The 12,524-nt window shown below is 62.4% G+C and carries 17 protein-coding genes; 13 read left to right on the forward strand and 4 right to left on the reverse strand.

All coding sequences use genetic code 11. The features are described from left to right. Nucleotides 1-101 precede the first annotated feature (101 nt). The 4 genes from JG739_RS19235 to JG739_RS19250 form a co-directional block, all read right to left on the reverse strand. Nucleotides 102-1,265, reverse strand: a complete 1,164-nt coding sequence (locus JG739_RS19235) for an IS4 family transposase (RefSeq protein ID WP_202362951.1) — start codon at nucleotides 1,263-1,265, stop codon at nucleotides 102-104. A gap of 85 nt (nucleotides 1,266-1,350) precedes the next feature. After that, nucleotides 1,351-1,554, reverse strand: a complete 204-nt coding sequence (locus tag JG739_RS19240) for a hypothetical protein (protein WP_202362952.1) — start codon at nucleotides 1,552-1,554, stop codon at nucleotides 1,351-1,353. Nucleotides 1,555-1,573: 19 nt separating this feature from the next. Beyond that, on the reverse strand, nucleotides 1,574-2,509 hold the full coding sequence (locus tag JG739_RS19245; RefSeq protein WP_202362953.1) for a Gfo/Idh/MocA family protein: 936 nt from the start codon (nucleotides 2,507-2,509) through the stop codon (nucleotides 1,574-1,576). 95 nt (nucleotides 2,510-2,604) lie between these two features. Further along, nucleotides 2,605-2,886, reverse strand: coding sequence for a hypothetical protein (locus JG739_RS19250; protein ID WP_023798115.1), 282 nt, complete (start codon nucleotides 2,884-2,886; stop codon nucleotides 2,605-2,607). 462 nt (nucleotides 2,887-3,348) lie between these two features. Between JG739_RS19250 and rpsL the strand changes: the two genes are divergently transcribed. The 13 genes from rpsL (at nucleotide 3,349) to rplP (ending at nucleotide 12,517) form a co-directional block, all read left to right on the forward strand. Then, nucleotides 3,349-3,720 carry a 30S ribosomal protein S12 gene (gene rpsL / locus JG739_RS19255; RefSeq protein ID WP_006333356.1) on the forward strand — a complete coding sequence of 124 codons (372 nt, stop codon included), beginning with the start codon at nucleotides 3,349-3,351 and terminating at the stop codon, nucleotides 3,718-3,720. An 81-nt stretch (nucleotides 3,721-3,801) separates the two neighbouring features. Then, on the forward strand, nucleotides 3,802-4,272 hold the full coding sequence (gene rpsG, locus JG739_RS19260) for a 30S ribosomal protein S7 (RefSeq protein ID WP_008875664.1): 471 nt from the start codon (nucleotides 3,802-3,804) through the stop codon (nucleotides 4,270-4,272). Between the two features lie 31 nt (nucleotides 4,273-4,303). Further along, nucleotides 4,304-6,394: an elongation factor G gene (fusA, locus tag JG739_RS19265; RefSeq protein WP_202362954.1), complete on the forward strand. Its 2,091-nt coding sequence runs from the start codon at nucleotides 4,304-4,306 to the stop codon at nucleotides 6,392-6,394. Between the two features lie 66 nt (nucleotides 6,395-6,460). Beyond that, a complete protein-coding gene (gene tuf / locus JG739_RS19270) occupies nucleotides 6,461-7,636 on the forward strand; it encodes an elongation factor Tu (protein WP_091591201.1) in 1,176 nt (391 codons plus the stop codon). Between the two features lie 63 nt (nucleotides 7,637-7,699). Then, nucleotides 7,700-8,008 (forward strand): 30S ribosomal protein S10, encoded by a 309-nt coding sequence (rpsJ, locus tag JG739_RS19275; protein ID WP_006205468.1) that lies wholly within the window; start codon nucleotides 7,700-7,702, stop codon nucleotides 8,006-8,008. A 142-nt stretch (nucleotides 8,009-8,150) separates the two neighbouring features. Then, nucleotides 8,151-8,897: a 50S ribosomal protein L3 gene (rplC, locus tag JG739_RS19280; protein WP_202362955.1), complete on the forward strand. Its 747-nt coding sequence runs from the start codon at nucleotides 8,151-8,153 to the stop codon at nucleotides 8,895-8,897. Further along, nucleotides 8,897-9,517, forward strand: coding sequence for a 50S ribosomal protein L4 (rplD, locus tag JG739_RS19285; RefSeq protein WP_202362956.1), 621 nt, complete (start codon nucleotides 8,897-8,899; stop codon nucleotides 9,515-9,517). The genes rplC and rplD overlap by 1 nt, the downstream gene beginning before the upstream one ends. Continuing rightward, nucleotides 9,514-9,807, forward strand: coding sequence for a 50S ribosomal protein L23 (locus tag JG739_RS19290; protein ID WP_202362957.1), 294 nt, complete (start codon nucleotides 9,514-9,516; stop codon nucleotides 9,805-9,807). Before rplD ends, JG739_RS19290 begins: the two co-directional genes overlap by 4 nt. Before the next feature lie 23 nt (nucleotides 9,808-9,830). Further along, entirely contained in the window at nucleotides 9,831-10,664 is an 834-nt protein-coding gene (gene rplB, locus JG739_RS19295; RefSeq protein ID WP_029352208.1) for a 50S ribosomal protein L2, read from the forward strand. 16 nt (nucleotides 10,665-10,680) lie between these two features. Then, entirely contained in the window at nucleotides 10,681-10,959 is a 279-nt protein-coding gene (rpsS, locus tag JG739_RS19300) for a 30S ribosomal protein S19 (RefSeq protein ID WP_006205463.1), read from the forward strand. A gap of 2 nt (nucleotides 10,960-10,961) precedes the next feature. Beyond that, a complete protein-coding gene (gene rplV, locus JG739_RS19305; RefSeq protein WP_023799292.1) occupies nucleotides 10,962-11,351 on the forward strand; it encodes a 50S ribosomal protein L22 in 390 nt (129 codons plus the stop codon). Beyond that, entirely contained in the window at nucleotides 11,351-12,076 is a 726-nt protein-coding gene (rpsC, locus tag JG739_RS19310; RefSeq protein ID WP_023799291.1) for a 30S ribosomal protein S3, read from the forward strand. Before rplV ends, rpsC begins: the two co-directional genes overlap by 1 nt. A 27-nt stretch (nucleotides 12,077-12,103) precedes the next feature. Beyond that, complete coding sequence (gene rplP, locus JG739_RS19315) at nucleotides 12,104-12,517, forward strand: 50S ribosomal protein L16 (RefSeq protein ID WP_023799290.1); 414 nt, start codon at nucleotides 12,104-12,106, stop codon at nucleotides 12,515-12,517. Nucleotides 12,518-12,524: the final 7 nt, after the last annotated feature.

A 12,524-nucleotide genomic window follows, 5' to 3' on the forward strand; every position in this document is an offset into this window, starting at 1 on the left:
GGCGCCGTCGAGTGTTGCGACTTGTTTCGATCGTCCGGCGCCGCCCCTCATTGCCCTGCCGGGCATTTCTCCCCGTAAACGGCAGGGCTGTCCGGGGAAAGTTATTCATAAATGAAGGCCATCTGATTGGGAGAGGCTCGGTCCCTTGGTCGGCTTGGATTGACCGGTGGCGGCTTATCGATGGTGTGCAGTTTCCGCCGCCCGAACAAGTATTGAGCGACCAGTTCTGTGAACCTCAAGATAGGAATAGTGACGCGGCGGGTGCGCGCGACAATGCGCAGCAGCGCAAAGGCGATCATTGCGGCAAAGAGTTGCAGGCGGATTGCATTGCCGTTGTTGCCGAGGAACTTGCGGATCTTGAGGTGCTGCTTGATCCATCGGAACAGAAGCTCGATGTGCCAGCGGCCTTTGTAAAGCCGTCCAATCTCGACGGCAGAGCGCTCCAGATCGTTGGTCAAAAGCGTGATGGTGTCGCCCGTTTCGCGCTGAACGCGCAGGCGACGCAGCCGCATCGGCAGCTTGCAAGCAGCCTTGCTGACCAAGCTTACCTCACTGTCTTCCACAACCAGGAAGCCGTCGCCCTGCGGCTCGGCTATAGGGCGATCACGCAGCAGCGCCAGCCTCATGTTGGATTTGGGCCGCGTCACGAAGATCGATCCGGCTTCGGCGATCGCCGTCCACCAGCCATAATGGCAGTAGCCCTTGTCGAACACGTAGGTCGCTCCAGCTTCGATCGTGATCTGGCGACCGACCTGGGCGTCGTTGACGTTGGCGTCGGTGATGTCGAGGATGCGCGGACAGTCGGTCTTCGGGTCATAGACGACATGCACCTTCATGCCGCGGATGCGCCCGTTCGACTTGGCCCAATCGCACAGTTTGCCGAGCGGAATGGGGGTCGAGTCGATCAGCCGCAGCATCGCTTCGCCCTCGCGCCGCATTTGCCTGTCGAGCAGGTTCGCCACCAGACCGAACGCCTCGGCAAAGATGGCGACCGGACGCCGTCTGTTGGCATCCGACAAGGTCGAACGCATCAACGGACCGCTGCCCAGGTGATAATGATGCTGGCTGTTGGCGTTCCAGCCGGCTTCCAGGCCACGCAAGCTGCTGCTGCCGCAGAACTGGGCATAGATCAGCGCCACCAGATGATCCCAGCTTCTGAACGATTTGTCGTACGCATCCCCGTCGTGGCGATCCACAATTGCTTGGAATTGACGCCGATCGATGGGTTCAAGAAGCTGCCCGAAGATGCTAGGTGCAAAGCGCATGCCCCGTTCCTTTTCTGAGTCTCGACAACCAGAGAAAAGACGGACAAACCCCGTTTTACGGGGCATGCACATGTGGCATTTCGATTCACTCAAAACTTTCCCCGGACAGCCCTGCGTAAACGGGGAGAAAGAAGCTGGCCGCAGCCTTGGCGCTCTTTCTGCGACGCTGGAGATTGGCGAAATCTTTGATGACGGCGTCCTTCTCCCCGGTCACGGGGAGAAGATGGCGGCAGCCAGATGAGGGGCGGCGCGGCGATTGCAAGATGGTCAGGGCCGGAGCGAAGGCCACTCGTTGCAGCTCCGCGGCATCAGTCGAAAAACGCCTCGACCACATTGCGCCTGCCCAGCATAAAAGCGTCGGCGACGTGCTGCAGCGGGGCGAGATCGACGTCGCAAACGCCGGCGCGCACGATCTCGGCGAAGCGCTTGTAGAGCATCGGATATTCGGCTTCCGGTTCGTCGTGAACGACGCGGCCGTCGACCGCGAGTTTTGCGCCGCCGCCAGAAAGCACCATCGCGCCGTTGTCCGTCTCGGCCAGGATATCCCAGCTTTGCGGGCCGGTCTGGCGCCAATCGAGTTCCATCGCCACCGGCAGGCCGTTCGAGGTCCGGAAAGCGATGTGGGCTGCGATCGGGGCTGCCCGGTTTTCGGGAAAATCGAGGATCGCCGAGGTGATGAACATCGTCGGCAATATGTGGGTCGCGATCGACAGCGCGTTGATGCCGGGATCGAAGACGCCGAAGCCGCCCGGGGCCCAGATCCAGTCCTGGTTCGGATGCCAGCGGCGCACGTCTTCCTTCCAGTTGATGGCTGCCGATCTTATCGTGGTCGAGCCGAGAAAATCGCGCGCGGCCTCGACCGCCGGGGCATAGCGCGAATGCCAGCTGGCGAACAGCGAGACGCCGTTTGCCGCCGCCAGCGCTTTCAAATCCTCGACCTCGCTGACCGTGGCGCCGGGTGGCTTTTCCAGAAAAACATGTTTTTTCGCGGCCAGCGCCGTCCGCGCGGCGTCGTAGCGGAACTGCGGCGGCATGCACAGCGATACGGCCTCGAGTTCCGGCACGGCGTCGAACATCGCCTCGATATCAGGAAAATTCGCGATGCCGTCGACCTTGCCGTGCCGGCTGGCGGCGGCGGTGAGGTGGTAGTCGCGGTCCTTCGCCAGGGCTGGCAGGTGCTGGTCGCGAACGATCTTTCCCACCCCGACGATGCCGAGCTTGATGGGGTCGTTATTCCTGGACATGGGGGGACTCCGCAGGCTGATATTGCGCTGGTTCTTAGCAGAGAACCGATGCCGGGCAAGTGGTGCGAGACCGCGACGGCCAAGGATATGGCTGGTCAGAGCGGTACATCGAAGGTGACGATCGACACTTCGCCTTCGAGCGCGCCCTGATAGGCAGACAAATGCGGCTCTTCGTCGGGCACGCCGTCCAGGTCGCCGATCTGGTCGAGCTCCGCCTCGGCGTAGCCTTCGGCCGCGAGTGATTCGAGCGCCCGGCGCACCGCCGAATCGTCGTCGGGCGCGACCAGCATGAGGTGGACGCCTTCCGGCTTGCCGCCCTTTCTTTTCCACGCCCGGCCGGTGATGATGGTGACCGGGCGCTCATCATTGTCGTTCACGGGCCGATTCCTCCGGGCGAGGGGATTTGCGCTGTTCATGTCGCTTTTTCGCATGAAGCCTGGCCGCGCAACAGCCAAGGGCCGGTCACTTTCTTCCCTGCTCTTGCAAAATGGCGAAAGAAAATTACATGCACTTTCCGCATGGCTGCCAAGCCTCGGTTTCAGCGTAATATTTGGCGCTCCGGGGTTGACGGGCAACAGGCTTGCGAGTAGAAGCCGCCCAGTCAGAACCGATGTGAGGCTCTCACTTCCGAAGCGACACGCTTTGGAGTTTGCCTCAAACAGGGTTCGTTTTACGAGCGAAAAGACATTTCCGGCGTGCATGAAGCGGTTTCCGCTTCCTCTGCCATTTGTTCGGGCAAGACCGCGAGGCGCGGTTTGTGGCCCGACTTTGCGTATGGAAATGACGCTTTGAGCGGCCCTGACCGGGCGAGACACGGAATTGAGAGACAAGAGGGTTTAATGCCTACCGTCAACCAGCTGATCCGCAAGCCGCGCATTGCGCCGGTGAAGCGCAACAAGGTCCCGGCCATGCAGCAGAACCCGCAGAAGCGGGGCGTCTGCACGCGCGTCTATACAACGACGCCGAAGAAGCCGAACTCGGCGCTGCGCAAGGTGGCCAAGATCCGCCTGACCAATGGTTTTGAAGTGATCGGCTACATCCCCGGCGAAGGCCACAACCTTCAGGAACACTCGGTGGTGATGATCCGCGGCGGCCGCGTCAAGGATCTTCCGGGCGTCCGCTACCATATCATCCGCGGCGTGCTCGACACGCAGGGTGTGAAGAACCGCAAGCAGCGCCGTTCGAAATACGGCGCCAAGCGTCCGAAGTGACCGAAGCGTAGCCAAGGTCATCCCGGCGCCATGCGACGATCCGGGATCCAGGCCACCACGCAGAATTGAGGCAGAGAAAAAATGTCCCGTCGTCACAGTGCAGAAAAGCGTGAGATCAACCCGGACCCGAAGTTCGGCGATCTGATCGTCACCAAGTTCATGAACGCCGTCATGTATGACGGCAAGAAGTCGGTTGCCGAGACCATCGTCTACGGCGCGCTCGACCAGGTTCAGTCCAAGACCAAGCAGGAGCCGGTCACCGTCTTCCATCAGGCGCTCGACAATGTCGCGCCTCATGTGGAAGTGCGTTCGCGCCGCGTCGGCGGCGCCACCTACCAGGTTCCGGTCGACGTGCGCCCCGAGCGCCGTCAGGCGCTGGCCATCCGCTGGCTGATCGCCGCCGCCCGCAACCGCAACGAGACCACGATGGTCGACCGCCTCTCCGGCGAGCTGATGGACGCGGCCAACAACCGCGGCACCGCCGTCAAGAAGCGTGAAGACACCCACAAGATGGCAGAAGCCAACCGCGCCTTCGCGCACTACCGCTGGTAAAAGCGCGAACGAGACTGAAGAGGCACCTCCCATGGCCCGCGAATATAAAATCGAAGACTACCGCAATTTCGGTATCATGGCGCATATCGACGCCGGCAAGACGACGACCACCGAGCGCGTCCTCTACTACACGGGCAAGTCGCACAAGATCGGCGAAGTCCATGACGGCGCTGCCACCATGGACTGGATGGAGCAGGAGCAGGAGCGCGGCATCACCATCACGTCCGCTGCGACCACGACCTTCTGGAAGGGTCGTGACGGCAAGATGCACCGCTTCAACATCATCGACACTCCCGGCCACGTCGACTTCACCATCGAGGTCGAGCGTTCGCTGCGCGTGCTCGACGGCGCCATTGCGCTGCTCGACGCCAATGCCGGTGTCGAGCCGCAGACGGAGACTGTCTGGCGCCAGGCCGACAAGTACCGCGTGCCGCGCATGATTTTCTGTAACAAGATGGACAAGATCGGCGCGGATTTCTATCGCTCGGTCGAAATGATCGGTTCGCGCCTCGGTGCGCATGCCGTCGTCATGCAGCTGCCGATCGGCGCCGAGACCGAGTTCAAGGGTGTCGTCGATCTCGTCGAGATGAACGCGCTGGTCTGGCGCGACGAGACGCTGGGCGCCGCCTGGGACGTCGTCGAGATCCCGGACGACCTTAGGGCACGTGCGGAAGAATATCGCGAGAAGATGATCGAGGCCGCCGTCGAAATGGACGAGGCGGCGCTCGAGAATTACCTCGAAGGCAAGATGCCCAGCAATGACGAGATCCGCGCCCTGATCCGCAAGGGCACCATCGCGGTGAAGTTCTACCCGATGTTCTGCGGCTCGGCCTTCAAGAACAAGGGCGTGCAGCCGTTGCTTGATGCAGTCGTTGAATATCTGCCGTCGCCGGCCGACGTTCCGGCCATCAAGGGCGTCGATGCCAAGACCGACGCCGAGATCGAGCGTCACGCCGACGACAGCGAGCCGCTGTCGATGCTCGCCTTCAAGATCATGAACGACCCGTTCGTCGGCTCGCTTACCTTTGCCCGCATCTATTCGGGCAAGCTCACCAAGGGCATCTCGGTCGACAATACGGTGAAGGGCAAGAAGGAGCGCATCGGCCGCATGCTGCAGATGCATGCGAATTCGCGTGCTGACGTCGAAGAGGCCTTCGCCGGCGACATCGTCGCTTTGGCCGGCCTCAAGGACACGACGACTGGCGACACGCTGTGCGATCCGCTGCATCCGGTCATCCTCGAGCGCATGGAATTCCCCGATCCGGTCATCCAGATCGCGATCGAGCCGAAGACCAAAAACGACCAGGAAAAGATGGGCCTTGCGCTGCATCGCCTGGCCGCCGAGGATCCGTCCTTCCGCGTCAAGACCGACGAGGAATCAGGCCAGACGATCATCTCCGGCATGGGCGAACTCCACCTCGACATCATCGTCGACCGCATGCGTCGCGAGTTCAAGGTCGAGGCCAATGTCGGCGCGCCGCAGGTGGCCTATCGCGAGACGATCACCCGCAGGCACGAGCAGGATTATACCCACAAGAAGCAGACCGGCGGCACCGGCCAGTTCGCCCGTGTCAAGATCCTGTTCGAACCAAATCCGGAAAGCAGCGAATTCCTGTTCGAATCCAAGATCGTCGGCGGCGCTGTGCCGAAGGAATACATCCCCGGTGTCGAAAAGGGCATCAACAGCGTCATGACCTCCGGCCCGTTCGCCGGCTTCCCGATGATCGGCGTCAAGGCGACGCTGATCGACGGCGCCTACCATGATGTCGACTCTTCGGTGCTCGCCTTCGAAATCGCCGGCCGTGCCTGCTTCCGCGAAGCGGCGCCCAAGCTTGGCGTGCAGTTGCTGGAGCCGATCATGAAGGTCGAAGTGGTGACTCCGGAAGATTATGTCGGCAGCGTCATCGGTGATCTGAACGGCCGTCGCGGCCAGATTCAGGGCCAGGAAGCGCGCGGCGTGGCAGTGGTTGTCAACGCAATGGTGCCGCTCGCCAACATGTTCAAATACGTCGACAATTTGCGCTCGATGAGCCAGGGCCGCGCGGCCTACACGATGCAGTTCGATCACTACGAGCCGGTCCCCACCGCGGTCGCTCAGGAAGTCCAGAAGAAATACGCGTAACCGCAACGGGTTGCAGCGCTAACTTAATTCAAAGCCCGCACGGGCGAGCAGGAATGGAGAGATCACATGGCAAAAGGTAAATTCGAGCGTACAAAGCCTCATGTGAACATCGGCACGATTGGCCATGTCGATCATGGCAAGACGTCGCTGACGGCGGCGATCACCAAGTATTTTGGCGAATACAAGCGCTACGACCAGATCGATGCGGCGCCCGAAGAGAAGGCGCGCGGCATCACCATCTCGACGGCGCATGTCGAATACGAGACGGCCAACCGCCACTACGCCCATGTCGACTGCCCCGGCCACGCCGACTATGTCAAGAACATGATCACCGGTGCTGCGCAGATGGACGGCGCGATCCTGGTCGTGTCGGCCGCCGACGGCCCGATGCCGCAGACCCGCGAGCACATCCTGCTGGCCCGTCAGGTCGGCGTGCCGTCGATCGTGGTGTTTTTGAACAAGGTCGACCAGGTCGACGACGCCGAGCTGCTCGAGCTGGTCGAGCTCGAGGTGCGCGAGCTGTTGACCAAGAACGAGTTCCCCGGCGACGACATTCCGATCGTCAAGGGTTCGGCGCTTGCGGCTTTGGAAGATTCCGACAAGAAGATCGGCGAGGATTCGATCCGCGAGCTGATGGCGGCGGTCGACGACTACATCCCGACGCCGGTTCGTCCGCTCGACAAGCCGTTCCTGATGCCGATCGAGGACGTGTTCTCGATCTCCGGCCGCGGCACGGTGGTGACCGGCCGCGTCGAGCGCGGCGTGGTCAAGGTCGGCGAGGAGCTTGAGATCGTCGGCATCCGTCCGACCACCAAGACGACCTGCACCGGCGTCGAGATGTTCCGCAAGCTGCTCGACCAGGGCCAGGCCGGCGACAACATCGGCGCGCTGCTGCGCGGTGTCGACCGTGAAGGTGTCGAGCGCGGCCAGGTCCTGGCCAAGCCGGGCACGGTCAAGCCGCACAAGAAGTTCGTCGCCGAGGCCTACATCCTGACCAAGGACGAGGGCGGCCGTCACACGCCGTTCTTCACCAACTACCGGCCGCAGTTCTATTTCCGCACCACCGACGTGACCGGCATCGTGTCGCTGCCGGAAGGCACCGAGATGGTGATGCCGGGCGACAACATCACCGTCGATGTCGAGCTGATCGTGCCGATCGCCATGGAAGAGAAGCTGCGCTTCGCCATCCGTGAAGGCGGCCGCACCGTCGGTGCCGGCATCGTCGTCACCATCAAAGAGTAATTTGGACTTAAACCGATCTGTCGCGGGCGCTGCCCGCGCCGCGCCAGAACAAGGAAGTGACGCATGAACGGACAGAATATCCGCATCCGCCTGAAGGCGTTTGATCACCGGGTGCTTGACGCCTCGACGCGGGAAATCGTGTCGACGGCCAAGCGCACCGGCGCCAACGTCCGCGGCCCCATTCCGCTGCCGACGCGGATCGAAAAGTTCACGGTCAACCGGTCGCCTCACGTCGACAAGAAGAGCCGCGAGCAGTTCGAGATGCGCACGCACAAGCGTCTGCTCGACATCGTCGATCCGACCCCGCAGACGGTCGACGCTTTGATGAAGCTCGATCTTGCCGCCGGTGTCGATGTCGAGATCAAGCTCTAAGGAACCAGAGGGGCGGGGCGACCCGGAACTCTGAAGGAACAAGAGGCGTGGACGGGCGACAAGCCCCGACAGGGAACTCTGAAGGAACAAGAGGCGTGGACGGGCGACAAGCCCCGACAGGGAACTCTAAAGGAATGAACCGATGCGTTCAGGTGTGATTGCAAAGAAGGTGGGAATGACCCGCATCTACAACGATGCCGGGGAACATGTTCCCGTCACCGTTCTCCAGATGGAGAACTGCCAGGTCGTGGCGCAGCGCACGCAGGAGAAGAACGGTTATACCGCCGTCCAGCTCGGCGTTGGCCTTGCCAAGGTGAAGAACACGTCGAAGGCGATGCGCGGCCATTTCGCGACCGCTTCCGTCGAGCCGAAGGCCAAGGTTGCCGAGTTCCGCGTCTCCGCCGACAACATGATCGATGTCGGCGCCGAGATCACCGTCGATCATTTCGTCGCCGGCCAGAAGGTCGATGTCACGGGAACCACGATCGGCAAGGGTTTCCAGGGCGTCATCAAGCGGCACCACATGGGCGGTGGCCGCGCGTCCCACGGCAACTCGGTCTCGCACCGTACGCACGGCTCGACCGGCCAGCGCCAGGACCCGGGCAAGGTGTTCAAGGGCAAGCATATGGCCGGCCACATGGGTGACACCCGCGTCACCACGCAGAATGTCGAGGTCGTCTCGACCGATGCCGATCGCGGTCTGATCCTGATCCGCGGCGCGGTTCCCGGTTCGAAGGGCGCCTGGATCCTGGTCCGCGACGCGGCCAAGGTTGCGCTGCCGGCCAATGCGCCGAAGCCCGCTGCAATCCGCGCCATTGCAACCAATGGTGGCGCCAAGAACGATGCCCCGGCCACAGTAGATGCCCCGGCCACAGAGGGAGCGGAATAATGGACATCAAGATCACAACGCTTGGCGGCAAGGACGCCGGCAAGGTGAAACTCTCCGAGGAGATTTTCGGCCTTGATCCGCGCGAGGACATCCTGCAGCGCGTCGTGCGCTGGCAGCTTGCCAAGAAGCAGCAGGGCACCCACAAGACCAAGGGTCGCGCCGAGATCGCCCGCACCGGCGCCAAGATGTACAAGCAGAAGGGTACCGGCCGCGCCCGTCACCATTCGGCACGCGCTCCGCAGTTCCGCGGCGGCGGCAAGGCCCACGGCCCGGTCGTCCGCAGCCACGAGCACGATTTGCCGAAGAAGGTGCGTGCGCTGGGCCTCAAGCATGCTCTCTCGGCCAAGGCCAAGAGCGCCTCGCTCATCATCGTCGACGAGCTGATGCTGACCGAGGCCAAGACCAAGGCGCTGATCGCGAATTTCGCGACGCTGGGCCTGTCCAACGCCCTGCTGATCGGCGGCGCCGAGCTCGATAAGAACTTCAAGCTGGCGGCGACGAACATCCCGAACATCGACGTGCTGCCCATCCAGGGCATCAACGTCTACGACATTCTGCGCCGCGGCACGCTGGTCCTTTCGAAGGCCGCCGTCGAGGCTCTCGAGGAGCGCTTCAAATGACCGACCTTCGTCACTACGACGTGATCGTCTCGCCGGCGATCACCGAAAAGTCGACCATGGCTTCCGAGCAGAACCAGGTCGTCTTCAACGTCGCCAAGAAGGCGTCGAAGCCGGAAATCAAGGCTGCCGTCGAAGCGCTGTTCGGCGTCAAGGTTGTGGCCGTGAACACGCTTGTCCGCAAGGGCAAGATCAAGCGCTTCCGCGGCACGATCGGCCGCCAGAGCGACGTCAAGAAGGCGATCGTGACGCTGGTCGACGGCCAGTCGATCGACGTCGCGACGGGTCTCTGAGCAAGACCGCGAGGACAACTGACATGGCACTGAAAAAATTCAACCCGATAACGCCGAGCACCCGCCAGCTGGTCATCGTCGACCGCTCGGGGCTCTACAAGGGCAAGCCCGTCAAGGGCCTGACCGAAGGCCTGACCAAGTCGGGCGGCCGCAACAATTACGGCCGCATCACGGCGCGCTTCATCGGCGGCGGCCACAAGCGTACGTACCGCATCATCGACTTCAAGCGCCGCAAGTTCGACATTGTCGGCACGGTCGAGCGTATCGAATACGATCCGAACCGCAGCGCCTTCATCGCGCTGATCAAGTATGACGATGGCGAGCTGTCCTACATCATCGCTCCGCAGCGCCTTGCTGCCGGCGACAAGATCGTGGCCGGCGAAGCGGTCGACGTGAAGCCGGGCAATGCGATGCCGCTGGCCTCGATGCCGGTCGGCACGATCGTCCACAACATCGAGCTGAAGCCGGGCAAGGGCGCCCAGGTTGCCCGTTCGGCTGGCGGCTATGCCCAACTCGTCGGCCGCGACCAGGGCATGGCGATCCTGCGCCTGAATTCGGGCGAGCAGCGTGTCGTCCACGGCTCGTGCATGGCCACTGTCGGCGCCGTGTCCAACCCGGACCACGGCAACATCAATGACGGCAAGGCAGGCCGGACGGTGTGGCGGGGAAAACGTCCGCACAACCGCGGCGTGACCATGAACCCGGTCGACCATCCGCATGGCGGCGGCGAAGGCCGCACCTCGGGTGGCCGCCATCCGGTTTCGCCTTGGGGCAAGCCGACCAAGGGCAAGAAGACGCGGTCCAATAAGGCGACCGACAAGTTCATCCTGCGCTCGCGCCATCAGCGCAAGAGCTAAGAAGAGGTAACGCCAAGTGACTCGTTCGATTTGGAAAGGCCCCTTCATTGACGGCTACCTTCTCAAGAAGGTGGACAAGGTTCGTGAAGGTGGTCGCAATGAGGTGATCAAGATGTGGAGCCGTCGCTCCACCATCCTGCCGCAGTTCGTCGGCTTCACCTTCGGTGTCTACAACGGCCAGAAGCACGTTCCCGTTTCGGTGAACGAGGACATGGTCGGCCACAAGTTCGGTGAATTCGCTCCGACCCGGACCTATTACGGTCACGGCGCGGATAAGAAGGCGAAGAGGAAATAATCATGGGCAAGGCCAAAGCTCCGCGCAGGCTTGCTGACAACGAAGCGCGCGCCGTGTTGCGCACGATCCGTATCAGCCCGCAGAAGCTGAACCTGGTTGCCGCGCTGATCCGCGGCAAGAAGGTCGCGACAGCGCTTTCCGATCTCGAATTCTCGGCCAAGCGGATTTCCGGCACGGTCAAGAAGACGCTGGAATCGGCGATCGCCAACGCGGAAAACAACCACGACCTCGACGTCGATGCGCTGATCGTGGCGGAAGCCTATGTCGGCAAGTCGATCGTCATGAAGCGGTTCCATGCCCGTGGCCGTGGCCGCGCCAGCCGTATCGAGAAGCCGTTCTCGCACCTCACGATCGTCGTTCGTGAAGTCGAAGAAAAAGTGGAGGCCGCATAATGGGCCAGAAAATCAATCCGATCGGTCTGCGTCTCGGCATCAACCGGACCTGGGATTCGCGCTGGTTCGCCAACACCGGCGAGTACGGCAAGCTGCTGCACGAGGACATCAAGATCCGCAAGTATCTTGAGAAGGAACTCAAGCAGGCTGCGATTTCGAAGGTCGTGATCGAGCGTCCGCACAAGAAGTGCCGCGTCACCATCCATGCGGCGCGTCCGGGCCTGATCATCGGCAAGAAGGGCGCCGACATCGAGAAGCTTCGCAGGAAGCTGATGGAGATGACGAAGTCCGAGACGCATTTGAACATCGTCGAAGTGCGCAAGCCCGAGATTGACGCGACGCTGGTCGCCCAGTCGATCGCCCAGCAGCTCGAGCGCCGTATCGCATTCCGCCGCGCCATGAAGCGCGCCGTGCAGTCGGCGATGCGCCTCGGTGCCGAAGGCATCCGTATCAACTGCGCCGGGCGTCTCGGCGGCGCCGAGATCGCGCGCATGGAATGGTATCGCGAAGGTCGCGTGCCGCTGCATACGCTGCGCGCCGACGTCGACTACGGCACGGCCGAAGCACACACCGCCTACGGCATCTGCGGTGTCAAGGTCTGGGTGTTCAAGGGCGAAATCCTCGAGCACGACCCGATGGCTTCGGAGCGCCGGGCCACCGAGGGCGATCATGCGCATGGCGGTGGTGGTGAGCGCGAACGCGGTCGCCGTCGCGAAAACGCCTGAGACAGTTGAGAATTTGGAGTTAGAACGATGCTGCAGCCAAAGCGCACAAAGTTCCGCAAGCAGTTCAAGGGTCGTATCCATGGTGCCGCCAAGGGTGGCACCAATCTGGATTTCGGCGGTTTCGGGCTGAAGGCGCTTGAGCCAAACCGCGTCACCGCGCGTGAGATCGAGGCGGCTCGCCGCGCGATCACCCGCGAGATGAAGCGCGCCGGCCGCGTCTGGATCCGTATCTTCCCGGACGTGCCGGTGACGTCGAAGCCGACCGAAGTCCGCATGGGCAAGGGCAAGGGCGCGGTCGATTACTGGGCGGCGCGCGTCAAGCCCGGCCGCATCATGTTCGAGATCGACGGCGTCAACGAGGAAACCGCCCGTGAGGCGCTGCGTCTCGGCGCGGCCAAGCTCTCGGTCAGGACGCGCTTCGTACAGCGCATCGCAGAATAAGGACGGG

This window comes from Mesorhizobium sp. L-2-11 (genome assembly GCF_016756595.1).
GTDB lineage: Bacteria > Pseudomonadota > Alphaproteobacteria > Rhizobiales > Rhizobiaceae > Mesorhizobium.

Coding starts and splice junctions, on each gene's coding strand:
- JG739_RS19235 (WP_202362951.1), bottom strand. CDS start 1,265: ATGCGCTTTGCACCTAGCATCTTCGGGCAGCTTCTTGAACCCATCGAT.
- JG739_RS19245 (WP_202362953.1), bottom strand. CDS start 2,509: ATGTCCAGGAATAACGACCCCATCAAGCTCGGCATCGTCGGGGTGGGA.
- rpsL (WP_006333356.1), top strand. CDS start 3,349: ATGCCTACCGTCAACCAGCTGATCCGCAAGCCGCGCATTGCGCCGGTG.
- rpsG (WP_008875664.1), top strand. CDS start 3,802: ATGTCCCGTCGTCACAGTGCAGAAAAGCGTGAGATCAACCCGGACCCG.
- fusA (WP_202362954.1), top strand. CDS start 4,304: ATGGCCCGCGAATATAAAATCGAAGACTACCGCAATTTCGGTATCATG.
- tuf (WP_091591201.1), top strand. CDS start 6,461: ATGGCAAAAGGTAAATTCGAGCGTACAAAGCCTCATGTGAACATCGGC.
- rpsJ (WP_006205468.1), top strand. CDS start 7,700: ATGAACGGACAGAATATCCGCATCCGCCTGAAGGCGTTTGATCACCGG.
- rplC (WP_202362955.1), top strand. CDS start 8,151: ATGCGTTCAGGTGTGATTGCAAAGAAGGTGGGAATGACCCGCATCTAC.
- rplD (WP_202362956.1), top strand. CDS start 8,897: ATGGACATCAAGATCACAACGCTTGGCGGCAAGGACGCCGGCAAGGTG.
- JG739_RS19290 (WP_202362957.1), top strand. CDS start 9,514: ATGACCGACCTTCGTCACTACGACGTGATCGTCTCGCCGGCGATCACC.
- rplB (WP_029352208.1), top strand. CDS start 9,831: ATGGCACTGAAAAAATTCAACCCGATAACGCCGAGCACCCGCCAGCTG.
- rplV (WP_023799292.1), top strand. CDS start 10,962: ATGGGCAAGGCCAAAGCTCCGCGCAGGCTTGCTGACAACGAAGCGCGC.
- rpsC (WP_023799291.1), top strand. CDS start 11,351: ATGGGCCAGAAAATCAATCCGATCGGTCTGCGTCTCGGCATCAACCGG.
- rplP (WP_023799290.1), top strand. CDS start 12,104: ATGCTGCAGCCAAAGCGCACAAAGTTCCGCAAGCAGTTCAAGGGTCGT.